21 protein-coding genes are annotated in these 25,037 nt (G+C 60.4%); 9 read left to right on the forward strand and 12 right to left on the reverse strand.

Features of this window, described 5'->3' with window-relative positions; translation table 11 throughout:
* A complete protein-coding gene (locus ACM6JM_RS12955; RefSeq protein WP_414882016.1) occupies positions 1-3,132 on the reverse strand; it encodes a membrane-targeted effector domain-containing toxin in 3,132 nt (1,043 codons plus the stop codon).
* A 31-nt stretch (positions 3,133-3,163) separates the two neighbouring features.
* Between ACM6JM_RS12955 and ACM6JM_RS12960 the strand changes: the two genes are divergently transcribed.
* From ACM6JM_RS12960 to tadA, 3 genes are read left to right on the forward strand one after another with little or no spacing between them, the layout of a single operon-like run.
* Positions 3,164-3,316 (forward strand): hypothetical protein, encoded by a 153-nt coding sequence (locus ACM6JM_RS12960; RefSeq protein WP_158248865.1) that lies wholly within the window; start codon positions 3,164-3,166, stop codon positions 3,314-3,316.
* Between the two features lie 13 nt (positions 3,317-3,329).
* Entirely contained in the window at positions 3,330-4,706 is a 1,377-nt protein-coding gene (locus ACM6JM_RS12965; protein WP_414882017.1) for a multicopper oxidase family protein, read from the forward strand.
* Positions 4,706-5,203: a tRNA adenosine(34) deaminase TadA gene (gene tadA, locus ACM6JM_RS12970; protein ID WP_039765748.1), complete on the forward strand. Its 498-nt coding sequence runs from the start codon at positions 4,706-4,708 to the stop codon at positions 5,201-5,203. Before ACM6JM_RS12965 ends, tadA begins: the two co-directional genes overlap by 1 nt.
* A 121-nt stretch (positions 5,204-5,324) precedes the next feature.
* On the opposite strand, the gene cmoB is transcribed toward tadA, so the two are convergent.
* The 9 genes from cmoB to ACM6JM_RS13015 all read right to left on the reverse strand — a co-directional run bounded on the left by cmoB (position 5,325) and on the right by ACM6JM_RS13015 (position 16,862).
* Positions 5,325-6,281, reverse strand: coding sequence for a tRNA 5-methoxyuridine(34)/uridine 5-oxyacetic acid(34) synthase CmoB (cmoB, locus tag ACM6JM_RS12975; protein ID WP_134334218.1), 957 nt, complete (start codon positions 6,279-6,281; stop codon positions 5,325-5,327).
* A complete protein-coding gene (gene cmoA / locus ACM6JM_RS12980; RefSeq protein WP_219736936.1) occupies positions 6,278-6,985 on the reverse strand; it encodes a carboxy-S-adenosyl-L-methionine synthase CmoA in 708 nt (235 codons plus the stop codon). The genes cmoB and cmoA overlap by 4 nt, the downstream gene beginning before the upstream one ends.
* A 215-nt stretch (positions 6,986-7,200) precedes the next feature.
* Positions 7,201-7,845 carry a lysoplasmalogenase gene (locus tag ACM6JM_RS12985; RefSeq protein ID WP_203546241.1) on the reverse strand — a complete coding sequence of 215 codons (645 nt, stop codon included), beginning with the start codon at positions 7,843-7,845 and terminating at the stop codon, positions 7,201-7,203.
* 2 nt (positions 7,846-7,847) lie between these two features.
* Positions 7,848-8,240 carry a protease inhibitor I42 family protein gene (locus tag ACM6JM_RS12990; protein ID WP_039765755.1) on the reverse strand — a complete coding sequence of 131 codons (393 nt, stop codon included), beginning with the start codon at positions 8,238-8,240 and terminating at the stop codon, positions 7,848-7,850.
* A gap of 121 nt (positions 8,241-8,361) precedes the next feature.
* Positions 8,362-8,739 (reverse strand): hypothetical protein, encoded by a 378-nt coding sequence (locus tag ACM6JM_RS12995; protein WP_414882018.1) that lies wholly within the window; start codon positions 8,737-8,739, stop codon positions 8,362-8,364.
* A gap of 168 nt (positions 8,740-8,907) precedes the next feature.
* Positions 8,908-11,331: an endopeptidase La gene (gene lon / locus ACM6JM_RS13000; protein ID WP_414882019.1), complete on the reverse strand. Its 2,424-nt coding sequence runs from the start codon at positions 11,329-11,331 to the stop codon at positions 8,908-8,910.
* Between the two features lie 836 nt (positions 11,332-12,167).
* Positions 12,168-12,542, reverse strand: coding sequence for a DUF6124 family protein (locus tag ACM6JM_RS13005; RefSeq protein WP_074688510.1), 375 nt, complete (start codon positions 12,540-12,542; stop codon positions 12,168-12,170).
* A gap of 411 nt (positions 12,543-12,953) precedes the next feature.
* Positions 12,954-15,365: a glucose/quinate/shikimate family membrane-bound PQQ-dependent dehydrogenase gene (locus ACM6JM_RS13010; RefSeq protein ID WP_039765764.1), complete on the reverse strand. Its 2,412-nt coding sequence runs from the start codon at positions 15,363-15,365 to the stop codon at positions 12,954-12,956.
* Between the two features lie 135 nt (positions 15,366-15,500).
* Complete coding sequence (locus ACM6JM_RS13015) at positions 15,501-16,862, reverse strand: carbohydrate porin (RefSeq protein WP_414882020.1); 1,362 nt, start codon at positions 16,860-16,862, stop codon at positions 15,501-15,503.
* 301 nt (positions 16,863-17,163) lie between these two features.
* On the opposite strand from ACM6JM_RS13015, the gene ACM6JM_RS13020 reads away from it, so the two are divergent.
* Together ACM6JM_RS13020 and ACM6JM_RS13025 are read left to right on the forward strand one after the other, a co-directional pair.
* On the forward strand, positions 17,164-17,394 hold the full coding sequence (locus tag ACM6JM_RS13020) for a VF530 family DNA-binding protein (RefSeq protein WP_007956650.1): 231 nt from the start codon (positions 17,164-17,166) through the stop codon (positions 17,392-17,394).
* A 1-nt stretch (position 17,395) separates the two neighbouring features.
* Positions 17,396-18,034 carry a Pr6Pr family membrane protein gene (locus tag ACM6JM_RS13025; protein WP_414882021.1) on the forward strand — a complete coding sequence of 213 codons (639 nt, stop codon included), beginning with the start codon at positions 17,396-17,398 and terminating at the stop codon, positions 18,032-18,034.
* A gap of 18 nt (positions 18,035-18,052) precedes the next feature.
* On the opposite strand, the gene ACM6JM_RS13030 is transcribed toward ACM6JM_RS13025, so the two are convergent.
* Positions 18,053-18,838, reverse strand: a complete 786-nt coding sequence (locus tag ACM6JM_RS13030; protein WP_064599209.1) for a siderophore-interacting protein — start codon at positions 18,836-18,838, stop codon at positions 18,053-18,055.
* Complete coding sequence (locus ACM6JM_RS13035) at positions 18,835-19,410, reverse strand: PadR family transcriptional regulator (protein ID WP_085647226.1); 576 nt, start codon at positions 19,408-19,410, stop codon at positions 18,835-18,837. Before ACM6JM_RS13035 ends, ACM6JM_RS13030 begins: the two co-directional genes overlap by 4 nt.
* Positions 19,411-19,909: 499 nt before the next feature.
* On the opposite strand from ACM6JM_RS13035, the gene ACM6JM_RS13040 reads away from it, so the two are divergent.
* The 4 genes from ACM6JM_RS13040 (at position 19,910) to ACM6JM_RS13055 (ending at position 25,023) form a co-directional block, all read left to right on the forward strand.
* The gene (locus ACM6JM_RS13040; protein WP_039765776.1) at positions 19,910-20,410 is read left to right on the forward strand and encodes a CS1 type fimbrial major subunit; all 501 of its coding nucleotides are present in this window, start codon (positions 19,910-19,912) and stop codon (positions 20,408-20,410) included.
* Between the two features lie 83 nt (positions 20,411-20,493).
* A complete protein-coding gene (locus ACM6JM_RS13045; protein WP_039765779.1) occupies positions 20,494-23,016 on the forward strand; it encodes a CS1-pili formation C-terminal domain-containing protein in 2,523 nt (840 codons plus the stop codon).
* Between the two features lie 4 nt (positions 23,017-23,020).
* Positions 23,021-24,235, forward strand: coding sequence for a hypothetical protein (locus ACM6JM_RS13050; RefSeq protein ID WP_039765781.1), 1,215 nt, complete (start codon positions 23,021-23,023; stop codon positions 24,233-24,235).
* A gap of 44 nt (positions 24,236-24,279) precedes the next feature.
* A complete protein-coding gene (locus ACM6JM_RS13055; protein ID WP_414882022.1) occupies positions 24,280-25,023 on the forward strand; it encodes a molecular chaperone in 744 nt (247 codons plus the stop codon).
* The last annotated feature ends 14 nt before the right edge of the window (positions 25,024-25,037 follow it).

Here is a 25,037-nt window from a genome sequence, read left to right on the forward strand (position 1 = left end):
TCAGTTTGGAAGGCGGCTTTGGAGCTGCAGTCCCATTTGTTTCAACGCGCTGGATAACTGTTCAAGATTGTCGAAAGGGACACGATGGATTGAGCCCCAGGTTGGCCGATCTATGTAATACCGTCCATCAGCGAACGTCTCGATCGGGGTTTGCACCAGCTCTCCATTAACGCTGCGGTGAAACAACCGATAGGTGCCTTGAAAGCGCTCAAACATATACATGCCGGCGCGATAAAGCAGTTGGTGTATTTGCAACCCGCTTCGGCTCACAGAGGGTGCTTCCATTTTCAGAAGCACATCGGCGTACAGGGGATCGGAATTTCCGCCCATCATGGTTGGCAGCGGGTATGGGCCTCGCTCGATCTCAATACCAGGGTCTGTCGTCAACCGTTCGCCTTGTCCCGGATCCACCTCTTCGATTCGCACCCCGATGCCGCCCTCCAGTTCGCTGATACCGGCAAAGCCTCTGAAGGTGTTGGTGTTTTCTGCTCCGGTCAGCACCACCCATTTACCGACCACATTCAGCGACTGATCCATGAACATGATGTCGGTTGTGAGATGGTTGGTCGCGATCTGCTCTTCGGGGCGCGGGAGAGATACGGGTCTTTTATATACTGCCGCGCAGTCGGTAGCCTGGACTCTGATCCCGTTCTGCCGGGCGCTTTTCACCAGCGCCAGTTCGTCAAACTGCGCTGCCGGGTCGGTGCCGAGCCGGCTTAGATACTTTTCCAGGTCTTTGGACATGACCCCGGACTGGAAGTAACTGTTCAGGTCGGCCTGGGCGAAATCGCTGAGCAAACGGCGCACGTAGAGGGTCTTGACCCCTTGGCGAGCCAGAGCGGGCATGTTCTGAATCATCAGGCGCATGCTGGTGATGCGGCCAGGGGTTTCGCCGATCACCAGGCCTGGCGCTGCTTCAAGTGCCTGGGCACTGAAGTCCGCGAAGGTCGTTGAGGCGGTGACAGCCGGTATCGCCGGGCGGGGCGGCAAGGTCGCCCAGGAAAGATTGTGGAAGAAACGTCTCGCGGAAAACAGCAGTGCTCTGGCCTTCTCGGCGAAATGGGGGGCGTATCGATCCGCTGCGATCAACGTACCGTCCGGACCGACCTGCATCTGAATATGCGTTTCGCGCAGTTGCATGGCCCAGCGTTTCAGTTCTTGCCGGCGTACGGTGTCGACGTCGTAAGGTGTTCTGACGAGGCGGATGTCGTTCGAAGCCGGGGCCGGGGCCGGGGCCGAGGTTGAAGCCGAAGGCAGAGGCTCGGTGGTCAGTGGCGTCTGCGGATCGGATTGCGCGGGGAGCTGTTCCGGTTCTTCGGGTGCGGGCTCGCGTGCGTCGAGTTCCATGGCCACCTCCAGGGTGCATTGCTTGCCGAGACACTGCCCCCCGCCCTTGAGCCCCAGTTGAGTCATCCGCTCCCAGACGCCTTCACTGTTCAATCGCACCGGCAATGCATGAACCAGCTGGTTAGGTTTGACCGGGTCGACGATCGCCCAGAATCCGCCACCTTGTGAATCGTTGAAGTAGCGAACGTAATAAGCGGTGTCATTCATCACGATTGCACAGGAAGGCTCGGTGTTCAGTCGGTAAATCCCCTGATACTTGCCGGGCTCCGAGACTGGCGTCAGTCCGTCCAGCACTTCGTTGGACTGATATTTCTGCGGGATCCTCGACCCCGGCAGGTTTTCGGACGGGGCTGGCGACAACTCTTCCACGGCTGAAACAAGTTCGTTCGGCTGTTCGGATTCCAGTTCCGATGCCGTGCCGGCTTCAGTCATTTCGCTTGCCTCGATCGCTTGCGAAAATTCACCAGACTCCGTCTCCGCCAGTGCCCCGGTTCCCTTCAGAAATGGAATATTGAGCAGCGCATCGATGCCACTGAGCACCGCTGCGAGAACGCCCTCCTTGCGCTCGCCGGCAGTTTTGCCGTTGACTGCCTTGTCAATGTTCAGCCCCATGTTGGCCAGGCTGGCACCAATCACCGGTAATGCAACAGGCCAGCCCACGATGGCCATCGGTCCGAACACTTTCAACCCGGCACTGAGGTAGCCGATCCACAACTTTTTGCGCAGATCGCCATTCGAAGTCAGGGAAAAGTCGGCCTCGGCGAACATCGCATCGCGAGTGGAATCACGAAGCCAGGTGAACGCATCCTCTGTTATCGCCCGATCTGCGGCATTGACCAGGTGATGGTCTCCGTGGCTCCAGGTGCTGACCAGTCGATCTGTCAGATCGTTGATGTTCTCGCTGATCGAGTGTCGGTCAGCCAGCTGGAAATGGCCGAGAAAATGTTCACGGGGCACATTCTCTTTCAACTGTTGCAGGGCCCACCAGTGCAGGTCGGCGGGCGTGTCCAGTACATGGAATGCTTCGCTGTCTCCGGGTACATAAACGATCTGCCGTCCCTGCGAGTTGATGATGCGCAGGAGGTTGGTAGCGACATGACCGTCGATCTCCAGCATGCAGACCCGAAGGCCATGACCGGGTTCGAATTCGCTCTGCAGGGCGTGCAGGTCGACAGGCCAGGTCAGAGAGCCGCACAACGCCGTTATCACTGTCTGAAAATCTTCGTCGTTCAGATGACCGAGTTCCCGCGCTTCAACAGCCTTATGGAGGAAGTTGCATTTGGCCAGGGCACGGAACTCGCTGGCGTGGCTGCTCCAGAAGGTGTGTAGCTCGTTGCGGTAGCGCTCGCTGAAGTTGATGTGCCAGAAGTCGTTCAAAACCTCGTTGCCGTGCAGGCGCACTTCGTTGGTTGCATCGAAATTTTCGGTGTCCGGCCCTGCGGTGTAGAAACCGCCGTAGAGATCCAGCAGGTCAGCGTTGTCCTGATCCGTGGCGCGGAACCGGTGAATCACCAGTTGCGTCAGGGTCAGGCTCTCATAGGGTTTTTCGCCGTAGTGCTGCCAGCCGGTGAAGGAGACGGACAGGCTCTGTGCGGTTCTGAACCGGTGGTAATAGACGTGATCGGGGTCGAGGCCGGTGATGCCGTGTCTGGTCATCAGCTCTGTGGCGACCTGACGGGCCGTGTCGTTCAGGCTCGGGCAAGCGGTGACGACCTGCGTGGCCATGTGCCGGAGGGCGGCCTTGTCGGCGGCGTTGGGCAGTGTGCGGGTTTCTGCTGGGTTCATTGGCTCTGATCCTTGAGAAGAGAGCCCGAGAATGAGCCGTTCGTTCGAGGACAGTGCGGTACATATGTACCACCCGCAGGTGAGCGAATCTGCGGCCATCCGCCGCGTCACCCTTACTGTTTCCCAGGCGCAGGTGTATCGTATTCGCCTTTTGCGGGCGTCCCGGCCTGCGGCTGATCTGTGAGGTAGTTGTGTCCATGTCCTTTTCCCGTCGACAAATCCTCGGTGGCCTGGCCGGTCTGGCAGTGGTTGGCGCGGGAGCCGGTGGTGCGACGCGTTACTGGCTGGGCAAGGTGGCCGACGCCGATGCGGGGCATGATTATGAGTTGATCGCCGCGCCACTGGACGTCGAGTTGGTGCCAGGGCACAAGACTGAAGCCTGGGCCTTCGGCCCGTCGGCACCGGGCACCGAATTGCGCGTGCGTCAGGGTGAGTGGCTGCGTGTGCGCTTCATCAACCATCTGCCGGTGGCGACGACCATTCACTGGCACGGCATCCGTCTGCCGCTGGAAATGGACGGCGTGCCGTACGTTTCGCAATTGCCGGTGCTGCCGGGCGAATACTTCGATTACAAATTCCGGGTGCCGGATGCCGGCAGCTACTGGTATCACCCGCATGTCAGCAGCAGCGAAGAACTCGGTCGCGGGCTGGTCGGGCCGCTGATTGTCGAAGAGCGCGAGCCGACCGGGTTCAAGTACGAAAAGACCCTGAGCCTGAAAAACTGGCACATCGATGATGAGGGCAACTTCGTCGAATTCAGCATCCCGCGCGAAGCGGCCCGTGGTGGTACGGCGGGTCGGCTGTCGACCATCAACGGCGTGCCTACGCCGGTGATCGAGTTGCCAGCCGGGCAGATCACCCGCGTACGCCTGCTCAACCTCGACAACACCCTGACCTATCGCATCAACATTCCCGGCGTCGAAGCGCAGATCTATGCGCTGGACGGCAACCCGGTCGAGCCGCGCCCATTGGGCAAGGAATACTGGCTTGGCCCGGGCATGCGCATCTGCCTGGCGATCAAGGCACCGCCGGCCGGCGAGGAACTGTCGTTGCGCAACGGCCCGGTTCGCCTCGGCACTTTACGTTCGGTGGCCAACAATGACGCGCCAACCGACTGGCCGAAAGCGCTGCCGGCCAACCCGGTGGCCGAGCCGGACCTGGCCAATGCCGAGAAACTCAACTTCAATTTCGAATGGGTCGGGTCGGTGTCGGTGAATGTCGACAACGGCAAGCCGCCGAGCCTGTGGCAGATCAACGGCAAGGCCTGGGACATCACCGACAAGACCTGCGCTGACCGGCCGATCGCCAGCCTGAAACTGGGCCAGAGCTATATTTTCGAACTGAAGAACATGACCCAGTACCAGCACCCGATCCACCTGCACGGCATGAGCTTCAAGGTGATTGCGTCGAACCGGCACAAGATCGTGCCGTACTTCACCGACACCTATCTGCTGGGCAAGAACGAGCGCGCGCAAGTGGCGCTGGTGGCGGATAACCCGGGGGTGTGGATGTTCCACTGCCACGTGATCGATCACATGGAAACCGGCCTGATGGCCGCCATCGAGGTGAAGTGATGCGCCAGATTCGCCCCGCGGCGATCATCGACCGCAGCCGTGACCGCGACTTCATGCGCGAGGCGCTGGAGTTGGCGGCCCAAGGCGCAGCCCTCGGCGAAGTGCCGGTGGGCGCGGTGCTGGTGCAGGATGGCGAAATCATCGGGCGCGGCTTCAACTGCCCGATCAGCACCAGTGACCCGAGTGCTCATGCGGAAATGGTCGCGATCCGCGCCGCCGCTCAGGCTGTGAGCAACTATCGACTGCCGGGCAGCACGCTCTACGTGACGCTGGAACCGTGCAGCATGTGCGCCGGGCTGATCGTGCATTCGCGGATTGCGCGTGTGGTGTACGGCGCGCTGGAGCCGAAGGCCGGGATTGTGCAGAGTCAGGGGCAGTTCTTCACTCAGGGCTTTCTCAACCATCGAGTGTTGTATGAAGGCGGGGTGCTGGCGGAGGAGTGTGGGGCGGTGTTGACCGAGTTCTTCAGGGCGCGGCGCGCGAAACCGGCAGACTGAACACAAAACCAATGTGGGAGCGAGCCTGCTCGCGATAGCGGTCTGACATTCAATACTTCGTGGCTGTCAGATCCAATCGCGAGCAGGCTCGCTCCCACAGGTTTTGTGGTGTTTGGAAGATTTACTTCTTCGCGACAATCACCGCCCGCATCGGCGCCGGCAGCCCTTCGATCGTCTTGCTGTGATCATCCGGATCAAGGAAGTCGCTCAACGACTGATACTTCATCCACTCGGTCCCGCGCTGTTCTTCAACGGTGGTGGTGCTCACATCCACGCATTTCACATCGGTGAAACCGGCACGACGCAGCCACAATTCCAGCGCCGGCACCGACGGCAGGAACCACACATTACGCATCTGCGCATAACGGTCTTCCGGCACCAGCACTTGATGTTTGTCGCCTTCGACCACCAGCGTTTCCAGCACCAGTTCGCCACCCTTCACCAGGCAATCCTTCAGTGCCAGCAAATGCTCGATCGGTGAGCGGCGGTGATAGAACACGCCCATGGAAAACACCGTGTCGAAGCCTTCCAGATTCGGCGGCAGGTCTTCGAACGGGAACGGCAGGTGCCAGGCATTCGGCTCTGACAGATAACGCTGCACTGCCTGGAACTGGCAGAAGAACAGCCAGTTCGGATCGACGCCGATCACGCTGTCGGCGCCGGCACCGAGCATGCGCCACATGTAATAGCCGTTGCCGCAACCGACATCGAGGATGCGTTTGCCCTTCAGATCCAGATGCGGGGAGACCCGCGACCACTTCCAGTCCGAGCGCCATTCGGTGTCGACGTGCACGCCGAACAGATCGAACGGCCCCTTGCGCCACGGCGACAGGCCCATCAGCGCGGTGCGCATCTGGGCGCGGGTTTCGTCGTCGCAATCGGTGTCCAGCTTCAGGCCGTCGAGCAGGTCGACTTCGGTCGGCTGGATCTTCGGCAGGGCGTCCAGCGCACTTTGCCAGCGCTCCAGATCGCCGTGGCCTTTTTCCATTTTCTTGTCGAGCTGCACTTGCAGGGTGTTGGCCCATTCGGCCAGCGGCGTGCCGGCCAGACGGCGGGCGAGGGGGGACAGATCAATCATGGCAAGGCAATCAACGAGGCAAAGTTAAGACACTGGAACCACGGCACGACTTTCGAGAACCCGGCGGCCAGCAGGCGCTCGCGGTGTTCTTCGAGGCTGTCGGGCTTCATGACGTTTTCGATGGCGCTGCGCTTCTGGGCGATCTCCAGTTCGCTGTAGCCGTTGGCGCGTTTGAACGCGACGTGCAGGTCGGTCAGCAGCGCGTGTTCTTCGGCATCGTTGAAACGCAGCTTCTCCGACAGAATCAGGGCGCCGCCCGGCAGCAACGATTGGCGAATGCGCGAGAGCAGCGCCGTGCGCTGATCCGGGGCGATGAATTGCAGGGTGAAGTTCAGCGCCACCACCGAAGCCGGTTTGAAATCGAGGGCGAGGATGTCGCCTTCGATCACTTCGACCGGCAGCAACTCCTGGAACATCGAATCCTGACCGTTGAGGTATTCGCGGCAGCGCTCGACCATGGCGGCCGAGTTATCCACCGCGATCACCCGGCAACCGTCAGTGCGCACATGGCGGCGCAGGGCTTGGGTCACCGCACCGAGCGATGAGCCGAGGTCGTAGAGCACGCTGTTCGGTTGGGCGAACTGCGCTGCGAGCACACCGAGGTTTTCGACGATGGTCGGGTAACCCGGCACCGAACGCTTGATCATGTCCGGGAACACCCGCACCACGTCTTCGTTGAAGGCGAAGTCAGGCACCTGGGCCATCGGCTGGGCGAAAATGCGATCGGGTTCTTTGCTCACGGCGGTTCCGGCGGTGTCGATGAAAAGGCCGGCATTTTAGCCAAACTGACGCGCAGATGCGCGGGTTGTCTGATAAACCGCTTTGCAGCGGGTGATCGTTCCCACGCTCCGCGTGGGAATGCATCCCGTGACGCTCTGCGTCACTTACGCAAAGACGCAGCGCGTAGTAACGATCGGTTTCAGAGGTCGGGACGTTTGGTTTGGGAGAACGCCGATGCCGCAATCCCCCACTGCCCCAGCCAGTAGCTGAGGATGATGATGTAAGGCGCCGCATTGAACGGTGACACGAACCGGTTGATGCCGATCACGCTATCGGAGAACACGAACGCCACCGCGCCGCCCGCCGCCAGCAACGCCGAACGCTGAGGTACGCCGCTGCCGAGCCGGGCCAGGGCGCGCCAGAGCATGGCGCTGATGGCCATTCCGTAAACGATCACCGGCACGGTCAGCGGCCCCAATCCGCTGGAGATCAGGATGCCCAACAGCACAGCGCCGACACTGAGCGCCAGGATCAGCGGCAGCAGGGCCAGGCGCCGGCAATCGCTGAGGTAAGCCTTGAGATACGCCAGATGCGCGACCAGAAACGCACCCAGGCCAAACACGAACAAATCCCCCGGCCACGCCAGCAGCACATCGCCGATCAACGAGAAAATCAGACCGAGGCTGATCCAGCGGCGATAGTCGCTGGGCGGCGCATCATGCAACCAGCCAAGCAGGGCCAATACCGGCAACGGTTTGACCAGCAGACACAGCAGCGCCGCATGGGTGCTGAGGCCATAGAGAAAGGTCACTGCGCCCATCAGCGCGAGGATCAGCCAGCCCACGATCAGTTCACCGAAATGGCGCAGTCAAAGGTCTCCACCGGCAACACTTCCGGCGCCCAGGGTTGCTGCGAAGTCAGGCGCAGACGCCCGGTGCCGGGGGCGAAAGCCTGGAAGCGCCAGGTCGAGAGACCGGCCGCGCCGACCACGCCGGCATCTTCCGGATTGCTGTAGACCTCGGGGCTGAGGGCGCGCAATACGCCGCCGGCGGAATCCTGGATGGCCCAACGGTAGCCGGTGGTGGGGTTGCTCGGGAGCATGACGATCAGGTTCTGCCCGTTGGTCAGCCGCACCGGGCATTGGCTCTGTTTTTCCACGGTCACGTTGGTTTTCGGTTGCGTGGCGCAGGCGGCCAGCAGAGCGATGGACAGCGGGACAAACAGGCGAAGGGGGGACATGGATTCAGTGGCTCCGGCGTTGGCGACGAACGGCGAGCATAACTGAAGATGAGACAAAGTGTGACCAAAGCCGAGCAGGCCAAGGCTGCGCGCTGTCGATCAGCCTGAGTCTGGGGAGTGTTTATCCACTAACGTCGAGTTGCACCTGAATAGGATCGTGATGGCCGTGGAAATCAAGTTCAAAATCAATTCGATATTTCCTGTTGGTGTTGTCCAACTCGGAAGTAAACGTTCCCCTGTAGGCGTACTGTGTTCCCTTTATGTTGAGGTAGAAAACTTCCAGTAACTTCTCACCTCTCTTGAATTCGTGCTCGCCGTCAGGCGTTGATGGATCAATTGTAAGTTTGATTGACTGTCCATTCGGAAAACCCAGTTCCTTGGATCCTTCGATTGTTATGTAGCCTTGTTCTTGCTTTACCGCGATATGGTCGGTTTCGAAGAGTTTTTGGCCATTTTGTGTAACCGTAAAATAATCGGACATATTCGATTGTGTTGACATTGATGGACTCCCTGAATGACTAAGTTCGAAAGGGAAGTCTGGAGGGAGATGTGGCGACAGGCTACTGTAGTAATTGACAGTTTTTTATCGTTTTTTGCGATATCGAATCTTCGCTTGGTTATTTAGACCAAGGCATTCCAATAGAGGCAATGCCTTGGTTACACCGGGTTAAAACAAGACCTTCGCCACATCCGCAAACTTCTTGGCGAAATGTACGGTAATGCCTTCCTTCAGGTAGTCCGGCAACTCTTCAAAGTTTCCGCGATTCGGCTCCGGCAGAATCAACTCGAAGATCTTCTGCCGCCGCGCCGCAATCACCTTCTCGCGCACCCCGCCAATCGGCAGTACATGCCCGGTCAGCGTCAGCTCGCCGGTCATCGCCACACCTTTTTTCGGCGGCTGGTTACGGGCGAGCGAGAGCAGGGCACTGGCCATGGTCACGCCGGCGCTCGGGCCGTCTTTCGGGGTCGCGCCTTCCGGCACGTGCAGGTGGACGAAGGCTTCGTCGAAGAATTTCGGATCGCCACCGTAGGATTTCAGGTGCGAACTGACGTAGCTGTAGGCGATCTCCGCCGACTCCTTCATCACATCGCCCAGTTGCCCGGTGAGTTTGAAACCGCGATTGAGCGTGTGAATCCGCGTGGCTTCGATCGGCAGGGTCGCACCGCCCATGCTGGTCCACGCCAGGCCGGTAATCACACCAGTGCCGGACAGCACTTGCTCGTTGCGAAACACCGGATGGCCGAGGGACGCTTCGAGGTCTTTCGGGCCGATCTTGATCACCGCTTTCGGATCCTCGATCAGCTTCATCACTGCTTTGCGCACCAGTTTGCCCATCTGTTTTTCCAGCTGGCGCACGCCGGCTTCACGGGCGTAGCCGTCGATCAAGGCTTTGAGCGCCGTGTCGCTGATGCTCAGGCTGCCCTTGGACACGCCGGCCTTTTCCAGCAGTTTCGGCCACAGGTGACGCTTGGCGATGGCGACTTTTTCTTCGGTGATGTAGCCCGAGAGGCGAATCACTTCCATCCGGTCCAGCAACGGGCCGGGAATCGAATCCAGGGTGTTGGCGGTGCAGACGAACAGGACTTTCGACAGGTCCATCCGCAGGTCCAGATAGTGGTCGAGGAATTCGACGTTCTGTTCCGGATCAAGCGTTTCCAGTAGCGCCGAGGCCGGGTCGCCCTGGTAGCTCTGGCCCATCTTGTCGATCTCGTCGAGCATGATCACCGGGTTCATGACTTCGACGTCTTTCAGCGCCTGCACGAGTTTGCCCGGCTGCGCGCCGATGTAGGTGCGACGGTGGCCCTTGATTTCGGCTTCGTCGCGCATGCCGCCGAGGCTGAAGCGGTAGAACGGCCGGCCGAGGGATTCAGCGATGGATTTACCGACGCTGGTTTTACCCACGCCCGGCGGGCCGACCAGCAACACGATGGAGCCGCTGATTTCGCCTTTATAGGCACCGACCGCGAGGAATTCGAGGATCCGGTCCTTGATGTCCTCGAGCCCTGCGTGGTGCTTGTCCAGCACCTTGCGCGCGTGCTTGAGGTCAAGCTTGTCCTCGCCGTACACGCCCCATGGCACCGAGGTCGCCCAGTCGAGGTAATTGCGGGTGACCGCGTACTCCGGCGATCCGGTTTCGAGGATCGACAGTTTGTTCATCTCTTCTTCGAGGCGCTTCTGTACCTGCGTCGGCAGGACCTTGCCTTCCAGGCGCTGCTCGAACTGTTCGAGGTCGGCGCTACGGTCGTCCTTGGTCAGGCCGAGTTCCTGCTGGATGACCTTGAGCTGTTCCTTGAGGAAGAACTCGCGCTGGTGCTCGCCGATCTTGCGGTTCACTTCGGCGGAGATTTCTTTCTGCAGGCGTGCGACTTCGACTTCCTTGCGCAGCATCGGCAGGACTTTTTCCATGCGCTTGAGCATCGGCACGCAGTCCAGCACTTCCTGCAGCTCATTGCCGGTCGCCGATGTGAGGGCGGCGGCGAAGTCGGTCAGCGGCGACGGATCGTTGGGGCTGAAGCGGTTGAGGTAGTTCTTCAGCTCTTCGCTGTACAGCGGGTTGAGCGGCAGCAGTTCCTTGATCGCGTTGATCAGCGCCATGCCGTAGGCCTTGACCTCGTCGGTCGGCTCGGTGGGCTGGTGCGGGTATTCGACTTCAACGAGATAGGGCGGGCGGTGGTGTTTGAGCCAGGTCTTGATGCGTACGCGGCTCAGGCCCTGGGCGACAAATTGCAGTTTGCCGTTTTCGCGGCTGGCGTGGTGCACCTTGACCAGGGTGCCGTATTGCGGCAACGCCTTGGTGTCGAAGTGGCGCGGGTCTTCCTGGGGTGTGTCCATGAAGAACAGGGCCAGGGAGTGGTGTTCGGATTTGCTGACCAGTTCGAGGGTTTCGGCCCAGGGTTCTTCGTTGACGATGACCGGCAGGACCTGGGCCGGGAAGAACGGGCGGTTGTGGATCGGGATGATGTAGACCTTGTCCGGCAGGTTCTGGCCGGGCAGGGCCAGGCCTTTGCCGGGGACGTGGTGTTCGATGTGTTCGGCGTCGGTTTCGGTGATGTCGTCGGGGTTTTCGGGGAATTCTTGCTGGTCGCTCATGGGGCACCTGCGCAATTGGGTATGGCTGTTAGATGGGGCAGGGGTTGGGTGGTTTCAATGGGGGTGGGTGTTTCTGCTTGTGTGTTCAGGGTTTTGACAGGGTTTTGGGGGGTGGGCTTGGCGGCCTTTGGGCCGGCCATGCTGTATTGGGGTTGTGTGCATATCCGTTTCTGCGGGTGTTGCGGCTGGCGGTTCCGCTCTTACAGCGGGTCACTTTGGCAAACGCCCCAAAGTAACCAAAGGTCTTGGCCCCTGCGTTCGGCGCCTCGCTGTGGCTCGGCGTCCCTTCGTTCCGGGATTCATCCGGGGGCATCGCCTACGGTTTGCTTCGCTGCACCTCCTCTCGATGCATGCGGCTGCGCCGCACGGTCGCTGCGCTCCCACCCCCGGATAAATCCCTCCACTCAGCCTTCCGATGGGGCCGGCACGTCAAGAGCTTTACTCGAGCTAACGCTCATCGTGTTGAGTGGTGAAGAGCAGGGAAGAGCAGGGAAGACCAGAGGGAGAAGGTGATGGTGAGAGGAGGAGGGAGCCGATTGGGGCTCTAAGACCTGAGTTCGACTCGGTATCTCACGTCGGCGTACCTCTCCCAAACAACGCGGTCAGTCCCCTCTCCCTCCGGGAGAGGGCTAGGGTGAGGGCAGCGTCATGACTGACTCACCACAAGCCTGACTCCCGCAGAGACCTCATCAGCATTTATGCCGGATATCGACTGACCTCGACGTTATTGATCGTTCCCACGCTCTGCGTGGGAATGCAGCCCGGGACGCTCTGCGTCCCAATCGATCTGCCAGCGAATGCGGTCTGTGGCTGGCAGTCGATTTTGTCAGGGTCGCTTAGCTGGGTGTTGGGTAACGTTGTACTTCGACGTTATCCAGCACCCGATTCACCGCCAGTTCCGCCAGCATGATCACCTGCTGAATCCCGAGGATCCGATGTCGCTGCGGCGTATCGACAAAAGCCGCTACATCACTGGCCATGACGCTGGCGGTGGCCAGGGACTCACAGGCATGGGCCAACAGGCTTTCATCGTCCATGTCTGGCGAGATCTGGAACATCTGGCTCGGTCGGCGACCGGGGCATTTTTTGGGGATGGGATTGAAATGGTGGTCGAGCGCGCGTTCGGCGGCTTCGTGGAGTTTCTTTGAATCAGGGGATTCGTAGGGCGAGGTGTCGTTTGATTCGGGGGGATTGGGTGTTGGTTTTTTCATGGTGGAACTCCAAGTGACAAATTGAGCTACCACGAATCGCTGCGAAACGATGGAGGGTGGCAGCTGTGCGCGGGTTCGCAGACCGGATCACTCGGAAAACTCCGGCATACCCGAAGGTATCCCGCGCACAGCCACCATAAGCAAACGAGAAATACCGAAGCACTCCAGTTTGGGGTGGCGATTATGCACCAAGTGAACTGCACGGACTGCGACGCCCGTTCGCTGAATGTTTCAGCGACCCCCAAAGCCTATCCACCCCATTTCCGAGCCACAACCGACGCGACATGTCAGAAACATCCCCTGCAAACACCCCGTCTGTAGGACATAAACACCCCGTTTAAAAAAACGCAGCCCACAAAAAAAGGCGACACCCCTCTCAGGGCATCGCCTTTCCTTTACCGCCGCTAAAGCTTATTCCGGCAGTTTGTAAGCAATCACATAGTCACCCATCTTGGTGCCCAGCGAGCCGTGACCGCCCACCACGAGCAGAACGTATTGCTTGCCGTCCTTGCCGGTGTAGGTCATCGGAGTCGCTTGACCACCCGCGGGCAGACGCGATTTCCACAGTTCTTTACCGGTGTTCACGTCGTAGGCGCGCAGGTACTGGTCGAGGGTGCCGCTGAGGAAGCCGACGCCGCCGGCAGTGACGATCGAGCCGCCCATGCTTGGCACGCCCAGAGTGAAGCCGATCGGGATTGGCGAGCTGTCGCGGCTGGTGCCGTTCTTGCGTTTCCAGACGACTTTGCCGGTGGTCAGGTCGATACCGGCGACGTAGCCCCAGGCCGGGGCCTGGCACGGTACGCCGAGTGGCGACATGAACGGGTGCATGATCACCGCGTATGGCGCGCCGGTGTTCGGTTGCACGCCAGCGGTTTCGCTCTCGCGTTTGCTGCCGGCGGCGACTTTTTCGCGTGGCACCATTTTCGAGACGAAAGCCATGTAGTTCGGGCTGGTGAACAGCATCTGGCGAACCGGGTCGACCGAGACGCCGCCCCAGTTGAACACACCGACGTTACCCGGGTAGATCAGGCTGCCCTGTTCCGACGGAGGCGTGTATTGGCCTTCGTAGCGCAGTTCCTTGAACTGGATGCGGCACAGCATCTGGTCGAACGGGCTGGCGCCCCACATGGCTTTTTCGGTCAGTTCCGGGGCCAGCAGGTTCAGGTCCGAACGGGCCTGGGTAGGGGCGGTGTGGTCGCCTTTCACGGCGCCTTGGGGAACCGGGATTTCCTTGATCGGGATGATCGGCGTGCCGTCGCGACGGTCGAGGACGTACAGGCTGCCCTGTTTGGTCGGGGCGATCAGCGCAGGTTTGATGCCGTCGGCGGTTTTCATGTCCAGCAGGGTTGGCTGGCTGCCGACGTCCATGTCCCACAGGTCATGGTGGGTGAACTGGTAGTTCCAGCGCACTTTACCGGTGGCCAGGTCCAGAGCCACGACGCCGGCGCTGAATTTCTCGGCGCCCGGGGTGCGGTCGGCGCCCCATTGGTCCGGGGTCTGGTTGCCCAGTGGCAGGTAAACCATGCCGAGTTTTTCATCGACGCTGGCCAGCGACCACATGTTGGCCGAGTTGCGGCTGTAGGTTTCGCCTGGCGCCAAAGGCTCGGTGGCGTCTGGCTTGTCGCTGTCCCAGTTCCAGACGAGGTGACCGTCACGCACGTCGAACGCGCGGATCACGCCCGATGGCTCGTTGGTCGATTCGTTGTCGGTCACGTGGCCGCCCATGATCACCAGATCACGGGTGATCGCGGCAGGCGAGGTGGAGTAGTAGCCACCGGCGGTGAACGGGCCGATACCCTGGGTCAGGTCAACCACGCCGTTGGTGCCGAAGCCTTCGCAGATCTTGCCGGTGTCGGCGTTCAGTGCGATCAGGCGTGCATCGGCGGTCGGCAGGTACAGGCGACGCGGGCAGGCCTGGGCGACGGCTTTGCCGGCCTCGGAGATGACAGCGGAGGCTGCGTTTTCAGACTTGGCGTACGCGGCTTCGTCGTAGTACGACACGCCACGGCAGGTCATGTGGGCGAAGCCCTTGAAGCCGACCGGGCTCTTGATCTGCGGGTCGAAACGCCACAGTTCCTTGCCGGTGTCCGGGTCCAGCGCCAGCACTTTGCTGTGGGCGGTGCAGGCGTAGAGCATGCCGTTGGCTTTGAGCGGGGTGTTTTCGTTGGTCAGCTCGACCGGGTCATCGGCGGTCGGCAGGTCGCCGGTCTGGATGCGCCAGGCTTCCTGCAGTTTGCCGACGTTGGCCGGAGTGATCTGCTTGAGTGGCGAGTAGCGGTCACCGAACTCGGTGCGGCCATAGGCCTGCCAGTCGCCATCAGGCATGGCTGGCGCGGTGCTGGTGGTGTCGGCGGTGTCGCGACCCAGTTCGCCAAAGATTTCGCCCGGGTGGGTGAAGAGGCTGGCCAGGGCGGTGACGCCGGCCAGAATCACGGCCACGGTCAAACCGCCGGTGCCCATCGGCGCCGGGCCTGCGAGCAGCAGCGGACGACGGAACCACGGCAGCAGCATCACGAAACCGAGGACAAACCACAGCGCCAGACGCGGCACCAGTTGCCACCAGTCCAGGCCGACTTCCCACAGCGCCCAGACGGTGCTGGCGAACAGCACGATGGCGTACAGGCCCAATGCTGCGCGGCGACGCATCAGCATCAGAATGCCGGTCAGCGTGATGCCGATACCGGCCAGCAGGTAATACAGCGAGCCGCCGAGCGTACTCAGCTTGATTCCCCCGGCCAGCATGGCCAGGCCCATCAGCAGAAGCAGAATGCCGAGCAGGTTCGGCAGAAGACGGCTTCGACTCGAAGCACCTTCAGTGCTCATAGTGTGATTCTCCGTGACGTTTATGTAGTCCCGCGCTGTAGTCACTTTAGATGACGATTGGGCGCAGGCATGGTTCAGATAAAAACTTGTCTTGCTATCGAATTTCTTTCGCAGGACTGAGCCGCGTGCGCTGGATTAGAACGACGATTGGATCTTGATCCCGCCGATCAGCGCGTCGTCGACCTTGTCCACACCGCCCGGATGGCGGATGTATTGCAGGTTCGGGCGCACGGTCAGCCAGTTGGTGACGTGCACGCCGTAATAGAGTTCGGCGCTGTATTCGGTGTCCTGTGGGGGCAGGAAGGACGGATCGTCGTAGTCGTAGACAGCGCGGGCCTGGTTGGTCGCCTCGGCGTTCTTGCGGTACGCCGGGTTGACGTGGACGCGGGCCAGGGCGAAGCCGATGTCATCTTTTGCGCGGGCGTCGAACGGGCCCTTGTAGACCACACCGGCCTGGACGTAGTTGTCGATGGCGTTGGTCTTCTTGTCGTGCATCGTGCCGTTGGCGAACACGCTCAGACCACGGGAGTTGTCGCTGGCCACGCTGGTGATCTGTTGCTGCACGCCGAGCCACACGCCGTGTTTGCTCGAAGCGCTGCGATAGGCTTCGCCGCTCAGGGCAGCGGGCTGGCCGTTGCTGTCTTTATAGGCGTCGGTGGCCTTGGCGTTGCTGTAGTAGTAACCGGCGCGGTATTCGCCCGGCAGGCCGTTGAGCTTCGGTTTCCACACCAGTTCGATCGGCAGGATCGCGCCCTGGGTGCCGCTGCCGCTGAGCTTGAAGCCGTTGCCGCGATCGAGGTTCGACGGGTTCTGCTCATAGGCGCCGACTTGCGCGTACAGCTCTGGCGTCAGGTGATATTTGACGCGCAGCGCCCATTGGCTGACCGGCCAGTTGTACCAGATACCGCCGACCCAGTTGCCGACCTGCGAACCGCAGAACGCCAGGTTCTGGAAGTCGCACGGGAAGCTGTTGAAGTCTTCGCCTTCACCGAAGCGGCCGACCTTGATGTCGAGCTTCTGGTCGAAGAATTTCTGCTGGTACCACATCTGCGTCAGGCGGGTGGTCTGGCCACGACCCCATACTTCCTGGGCCGAGGTGAAGCCGCCGACGCGCGGGTCGTTGATGCGGTCGTTGCTGATGTTGTTGCCGCTGCGTTTGGTCACGGTCAGCTGGAATTCAGCGTCGTTCCAGCCCAGCAGCTTTTGCAGGTCCAGGTGGGTGCCGAGGCCCCATTGGTCGCTGTAGCGGGCGGTGCGGTCGTGGTCGTAGCCGCCGTGCAGGTTGCTGCCCATTTCGCCGGTGTAGTCGAGCTTGAAGTCGATACCTTTCGCCGAGAGTTCGCTGCGGGTGCCGTTCCAGTCACCGAGCATCCACGATGATTCACTGTCGAAGGCCGGGGCGGCCTGAGTGCAGGTGGCGAGGCCAAGGGCGGTGCAGCCGCCGATCAGGCGCAGGGTTGAGATAGCGCTGTCTCGGGAGAACGGAAAATCGGGCATGAATAGGGTCTTTCTTGATCTTTTTGGGGGATAAGCTGGCCGCTACGATTTGACGCAGGCAGTGAAGCGGTTCAGCAGAAGGGCGGCAGGATAATGTCCTGTTACAAAAACACAAAGGGCTTTTGCTGACATGAACCCTTTCGGATTCGGTAACAGTGCGGCAATACAGCGCATTGCGGGCATTGGCGCAGACCTGCGATCTTCTCCGGTTGGCCTACATTTAACCCAAGGGCTTCCACCCGCCCATGCCCTCGGCTAAGGTGCGCGGCTTCTGTATTTTCACTTCGCCCAAAGGCCCGGCATGAACGACCACAACCCCGATCCGCTGCACGGCGTGACCCTCGAACAGATCCTCAATGCACTGGTGACCCACTACGAATGGTCGGGCCTGGCCGAGCGCATCGACATCCGTTGCTTCAAGAGCGATCCGACCATCAAGTCGAGCCTGACCTTTTTGCGCAAGACGCCATGGGCGCGGGAGAAAGTCGAGCGGCTGTACGTGAAACTGATGCGCACCAAGCGACCACTCTGAGATGGACGCCGTATTGCGGCGACGCCTGATTACTTCGGCTGCGGTGCTGGGCTGGGCCGGGCTGGTGATTCAGCTGTACCTGATTTTCTTCGCCCGGCTGAGCGTCGGCGCCAGTCTGCTGGGCGGGCTGGTGAGTTTTTTCAGTTACTTCACCGTGCTCACCAACACCCTGGTGGCGGTGGTGCTGACCTGCGCGGTGACCGAGCGCGAATCCGCTGCGCGGCGCTGGTTTCTGCAACCGTGGGTCAGCAGCGGGATTACCGTCAGCATCGCGGTGGTGGGCCTGGCTTACAGCATTCTGCTACGACATCTGTGGCATCCGCAGGGTTGGCAGTTTATCGCCGACGAATTGCTCCACGACGTGATGCCGCTGCTGTTTCTGGCTTATTGGTGGTTGTGCGTGCCGAAGGGCAGCTTGCGTCTGAAGCATCTGCCGCTGTGGCTGATTTATCCGCTGGTGTACTTCGCCTATGCGCTGCTGCGCGGGCATTTGCTGGGGGCTTACGCGTACCCGTTCATTGACGTGGCGCTGTTGGGTTATCCACAGGTGTTCGTTAATGCCGGGGGGATTCTGCTGGGGTTTGTGCTGATTGCGTTGCTGGTGATCGGGATTGATCGCTGGAAGGGGCGGCGCTTTTAGCAGCGCCGCCGCTCGTATTCACTCTTCTTCGGAGCCTTCTGCGCGCCAGTAACCGACCGCTTTGACGAACTTCTCGTCGAGTCCGTGCTCATCAAGCAGCACCCGGCGGATCTGCCGCGAAACCTTGGTCTCGGTCGCCACCCACGCATACAGATTGCCCTTGGGCACCTGCAATTGTTTGACGGTGGTCAGCAGATTGTCTTTGCCGCCCTCGCGCAAAACCCAGATCACGTTGACCTGCGCCGCGCTTTCCAGCGTTTGCTGCTCCTTGCCGTTTTCCACTTCGATGACCACCAGCGCCTTGCGATTGGCCGCCAGCCCTTCGAGGCGGCGGGCGATGGCGGGCAGGGCGGTTTCGTCGCCGATCAGCAGGTAGCTGTCGAAGATGTCCGGCACGATCATCGAGCCACGCGGGCCGCCGATGTGCAGGAATTGTCCGGGCTTCGCCTGTTCGGCCCAGGTCGAGGCAGGGCCGTCGCCGTGCAGGACGAAGTCGATGTCCAGCTCAAGCTTGTCGAGGTCGTAGCGGCGCGGGGTGTAGTCGCGCATTTCGGGCATCGGCACGTCGCTCTTGCCGGCGCCGAGCACCAGGGTTTCCAGCGCCGCGGCCTGTTCGGCGTTCTGCGGGAACAGCAGTTTGACGTGATCGTCGGTACCGAGGCTGATGAAGCCGGCCAGTTCCGGCCCGCCGAGGGTGATGCGGCGCATGCGCGGAGTCAGGTCGACGACGCGCAACACTTCCAGGCGGCGACGTTTGATTTCGTGCATCACACGATGGATGCCTTGGGTCTGTACTTCAGTCATTCGACTTTCTCCGGGGCAGATTGAACGGCGGGGCCGTCGACGATGGCTTTGGCGGTGTCATTGAGCAGGTCGCGCACCCGCAGGATTTCTTCCGGGCTCCAGCGTCCGTGGTGCATCTGCAGGGCATGGCGCAGGTTATGCACCGCTTCGTGGATTTCCGGCGGGCGATCATGGCCGCGTAGCGAGCGCTTGCTGACGTCGATGCGCATGCGCACGCCGTCCAGGGCCACCGCCTGTTCGCTCAGGGACTGGCGACCGGCATCGGTCACGGCGTAGCGTTTTTTCCCGCCCTCGGCATCGCCGCTGATCATTTCGCTTTCTTCAAGGAAGGTCAGGGTCGGGTAGATCACGCCGGGGCTGGGGCTGTAGGCGCCGTCGAACATGGTTTCGATCTGGCGGATCAGGTCGTAGCCATGGCAGGGCTGTTCGGCTATCAGCGCCAGCAACAGCAGTTTCAGATCGCCGGGCGCAAACACCCGTGGTCCGCGACCGCCGCGTTCGCGACCGTGGCGTTTTTCGAAGCCGTCACGGCTGTCGCCATGCTCGCGGTGGGGGGAATGATGGTCTCTCATTTCAGTCTTCTCTCGTCATATTTAGATACAACGTAAGATATATCTTTAGGTTGCGGCAAGCGTTTTTTTCACATCGCGCTTGCGCCCTGACGAGTGGCTGCCCAGCCTCAAGAGCTTTTTCGCGAGCCCACGAAGCGAGTGGCTTTCTGTAAACGCAATGACCACAAAGTTAAAGTTGTCACTCTATAAATGATTGAGCATATGCTCTAGAAAGTGCCATTATCGCCGGGTTTGTTAGTTGCAATTGCTGTATGGTTTTTTATCAGAAAGTGTATGTAGGGTCTGGCTTACAGTTAGTGACATGAATATTTGAAAATGCGCGTTTTTTCTTTCTGGATGTGAGCATGTTTAACTACATGTTCGTGGGAAGTTGCCTGCTTACTTTCCGGTGATAACCGTCGATCATGCCCCGGCGTTGAAAGTTCAAACCGGCGCGAACCGTCCGGGCAAGTGTTGTTTGAACTTTCAATGCTCCATCCTTTAAAAAGACAGGGTATGAATGATGTTCAAGAAAATCGCAATGGCTGCTCCACTGGCTGCATTGGCACTGGGTTCTTCCATGGTATTTGCCGCCGGTGAAGCGCGTCACTCCATCAGCCTGGTGGCCCACGTGCCAACCAACGGTTTCTACGTGGTGCCGGTCGACCCTGACCTGGTCAGCAAGGATCAGGACATGAGCTTCAGCCCGATTACCGGCACCATGAAACCGGTCAACGGCTTCTTCGATGTGCGCAACAACAACGGCTCGGTACACGGTTCTCTGGAAGGTGTACCGAAACTGGTTGGGGGTTCGAGCATTATCGATCTGGAAGTCAAGTTCAATAATGTGGTGCTCACCCAAACTCCGCAAATGGTCGTCGGTGAAGCCGAGTCCGATGTGAACTATCGTGCGCCGGTAAGTATTACCGCCAAAGGCACTAACTTCACCCCGGGTGACTACACCGGTTCGGTGACCATGATGTTTGACGCTGTTACTCCGGTGGCCGGCGTCAAGCTCTGACTTCTGAAAAGTAACGAAAGCCGACTGACAGAACTTTCTGTCAGTCGGGCTTCTTGTGTGTTTTGTAATCAGAGTAACTGTTCATGTTTCCGATGACGCCCATCGCGGCTGCGCTTGCGTTGCTGTTTTGTGCCGCAGCTGTGGCGGCACCTGCGGCTTCCGGTACGACACCGCGAAGCCTGTTGGCTCAGGCCAAAGGTTTGCCGACGGATTTTGAAGAGCACTTTTTTGATGTTCCCCTGGCCGTGCGGGTGGAGCTCGATCAGCAACCGCTGGGCGAGGCCATGGTGGTCTTGTCCCGTGACGATCGCCTGACACTGCTGGAATTCACCGATACCCATGACAGTCGTTTCAGTGCTGCAGAACGCGACGTCTGGGCCAGCTACCTGAAACCGGGGGTTGCCCTCGGCGCCTGCACCGGGCAGTGCCCCGAACAGATGCTGGCGGTGCACTACAACCTGGAGAGCTCGCTGGTATCGATCGTCACCGAAAACGCCGAGCGCGACACCGAGGCCAAGCGCTTCTATGACCAGCCCGACGGCGGCAGCAGCGGTCTGATCGTGCGCAACCAGCTCAATCTCAATGGTGGCCAGGAACAGGATCTGGGCGGGCGTTTCGGCCTGGAAGCCAGCGCCAGCCTCGGGAACTGGAGCCAGACATTCAACATGCAGCTGGCCCGTCTGGGCGGACCGGATGACCAGCTGTATCACGCCGTGCATGAACTGCACACGCAGCGTGAGCTGCAGGGCAGTTTCGTGCGTCTGGGCTACTTCACGCCGGCATCCGAAGGCCTGACCCGTCAGCCCCGCACATTTGGTACAAGTCCTGATACGACCGTGGGCGTGATGTACGGCAGTTCGGACAGCCTGGCGATCAATTCGCCAAAGCCGAGCATCTATCCCATCTATGTGACGGCCAACCGTCAGGCATCGGTGGAGGTCTATCGCGACGGGCTGTTGATCAATACGCAGTCGGTGCCGGCAGGCTTGCAGACCCTCGACACCCGGCCGTTGCCCGGCGGAATCTATGAAGTCGAAGTGCGCCTGATCGAGGATGGCCAGACCACCTCGACCACCCAGGAGCTGGTGTACAAGCCGAACAACTGGCGCAACCTCGACGAGCGCTGGCGCTACAACCTGTTCGCGGGGCAGGAAGCCAAGCTGCTCAGCAACTGGGACCGCCAGGCCAGCGGCGACCCCACGGCGGGGGCGTCGATCAATTACCTGTGGCACCCACGGGTGATTCTCGGACTCTCGGCTCGCCAGATCCGCGAAAAGCTGCAATACGGCACCTCCATCGACTGGACGCTGGCCAACAGCGTCAGCCTGTACGCCAACGTTTACCAGACTGAAGACCACGGCACCGGTCTGGACGTGCAGGGGCTTTACAACTACGGCGCCGGCAGCCTTGTGATCAGCCATAACCGCAGTTGGCTGGATACCACCGACATCTATGACACGCTGCCTGACGGCACGCGAGTGCGTCAGCGCAATGTGTTCATCGGCCAGACCAGCAATTCATCGCTGGCACTCAATCACCGGGTCAGCAGTAAAAGCTCGATCAATGCCCGTGTGTCCCACAGTGAAGGCAACACCGAAGGATTCGGCGTGGATCTGGGCTGGACTCAGCGCACCGTACTGTTCGGCAGCGATGCCAACTGGCGGCTTTCGCTGTTCGATCGTCCCGGCAGCTTCAGCAGCGGCGATGCGCGCAATCGCGGGGTCGACCTGAGCCTGAATCTGGCGCTGGGCGGGCCGGGTCAGCAGATCACCGGCAGCATCGGCTCACGCACGGCGCGAGAGGGTGGGCGCGACAATAATGCATCCCTCGGCTGGCGCATGAATCTGCAGGATCACGTGCTGCAAAACGTCTCGGTGACCGCGCTCAGCGACACTTATGGCCTCGGCCTGTCCAGCCTGGCGAGCTTTCGCACGGACTCGGTCAACGGTGACGGCTTCGTGCAGCGCTCGTCGTACAACGGCAATTTCACCGGCGGTCTGAACCTGGACAGCACACTGGTGATGGGCGGCGAGCGGATGGTGCTGACCAGCCAGCATGACATGCGCGGCGCCGGCATGATTGTCGACGTCGAGTCCGATATCGATGACATCGCGCTGCGTGCCGATGACTACAGCGGCGGCAGCGCACCGCTGAGACCGGGCCGCAACTTCATCCCGATCACGGCTTATCAGAACAGTTCGGTGAGCTTCGACTTCGAGGGCAATACCGTTCCGGCCGCCACGATCGAGCCGGCTCGCACCCGCTATCACATGAACAAGGGCGGCGTGGAGTACCGCAAGGTGCGCGTGATGAGAACCATGACCGTGCTCGGGCGGCTGGTCGACGCCCAGGGACGTCCGCTCAAGGGCCACCATGTGATCAACCACGCCAGTCGCGGGGTGACAGAGGTCGACGGTTTCTTCTCGATGGAAATGAACGCCGGCTCCCCCACGCTGGAGGTGCGTCAGGGGCAACAACTGCTCTGCCAGTTCCGCCTCGACGCCGACCGCCACCGCAGCGAAAACAATGTGTTGATGATCGGTGATCTGCGTTGCACGCCCGATACGTTGGCCGATGTCAACGCAACCGATCAGAAGGCAGGTTGAATCCATGAAAAAGTCTACATGGTGGCTCGGGTTGCTCGCGGCGGCGAGCACCTTTCCGGCAGGTGCCGTGAATCAGGAGATCCGCGCCCTGTTTCAGCCCGATCCGGCGCATCCGAACAAGAACGTGTTCATCAACAAGACGCCGAGCAGCGGTTATTGCGCCATCTATCCCGAACAATGCGCCGACAACCAGGTGTTCAGTATCGAGTTGCCCGTGCGTTTCACCTCCAGCCGCTTCATGACGGCCGGCTTTCCACTTTCACTGAAAGTGCCCGCCAGCTGGAGACAAGTGACGGTCACCAATCAGGACACCCGGGAAACCGAAATTGTCGAAATGCGGGTCACGGGCATCGGCTCCCGGTTCGAGCTGAGCGACAGCGCCGCCAATCTGGTCGGTGTATCGGACATCCTTGAAGGTCATCAAAAACTCTGGACCACCAGCAGTTGGGTTTATGCACCGGCTCCGTGTCAATACAGCGGCGTGGGTGCTTACTCGCCCACTGCTTATCGGTTCTTCTGGAAAACCCCCGTGGAAGCTGCCTGTACCAAGGTGGCGGCTTACCTCATTCCCGGGATGGTTTTCCCAACCCTGGATTTCGCCTATGAACTGCGCACACCCAATCCGCTGCGCATGTCATCCGGGCTCTACACCGGGTCTTTGAATTACACCCTTGGGCCAGGAGGGGACTTCGACGTCGGCTCGCAAATGTATCCGGATGACAGCCTTCTTACGCTGGATTTCGTCCTGGACGTTCAACACACCCTGAAGGTCGATCTGCCACCCGGTGGCAACAAGGTGTCCCTGGAACCTGCCGGCGGCTGGCAGAGCTGGCTGGAAAGCGGTCGCCGACCGAGCCGGATCTACCGCGACCAGCCGTATTACCTGTCGGCCTCGTCACGTTTCAAAGTGATGATGCAATGCAACTCTCTGGGCGGTACGGAATGCCATATGGGCAGTCCGACGGGACGCAGTGCCAGGGTGGAAACGACGATGACGGTACCGCCGGGGATCTCCGGCCCCGGTGGTGCCGACGGCTGGAGCGGCAGATTGCAATACAACACCTGGATTGGCCCGTTCCAGCCTGTTCAGTACGTCGATCGCAAGGCGGGCAACCTGCGTTTCGAGATACCCGAACGATATTTCTACAGTTTTCTGCAACCCGGGGTCAGCGACACGCTCACGGGCCATATCACCATTATCTGGGATTCGGAAATCTGACGAGCCGGATCGATCTCTTTTCATTTTCAAAAGGGTTGAAAACGATGACACGCCTGTTTCTGCTTTTACTGCTCGGTCTGCCTGGCGGGCCCGTACTGGCCGGGCCGCAAATCAATGTCGGCACGGTGTATGACTACCTGGACGGCAACAAGAGCACCTACCTCAAACGTGTGTTCAACAGTGGTGACAGCACGGCGTTCGTCAAGGTGAACGTGCTGGAAATCGTCTACGACGCCGAAGGCAAACCGCAGGAAGTCCCGTTGGAGAATGCAGCCGACGGCGGCTCTCGCGATGGCGTGATGGCGAGTCCGGCGCGCCTGATCGTTCCCGCCGAGGGCATGCAGGGAACGCGACTGCTGTACATGGGCGAGCGGACACGCGAGCGTTATTTCCGTGTGCGTTTCGTACCGGTGGTGCCGGAAAAGGAAGACGCCTTCGTGGTGGGGGACGAGGAGCGCGAGGACTATGCCAAAAGCATGTCGGCAGGGGTGAACCTGATGACCGGCTTCGGCACGATTCTGTTCGTGCGCCCCAAGGACACTCGCTTCCAGACGACCGTGGAGGAAAACGACCGCCGTTACGAACTGCGCAACAACGGCAACTCCGTGGTGATCGTCGATGAGTTCAAGAGCTGTTCGCTGAGCAATGACACCGATTGCGGGGCGGTGACCAAACACCATGTCCTGGCTGGCAAGTCGTTCGGGTTCGACAAGGAGAAGGGGCGTGAATACCGCTTTTTTCTGATCGAGGGTCACAGCAAGAAAGCACTCAAGGTCGCGAGTCGATGATCCGCCCTCCAAGG

The organism is Pseudomonas sp. IT-P2, assembly GCF_949767575.1.
Lineage (GTDB): Bacteria > Pseudomonadota > Gammaproteobacteria > Pseudomonadales > Pseudomonadaceae > Aquipseudomonas > Aquipseudomonas pharyngis.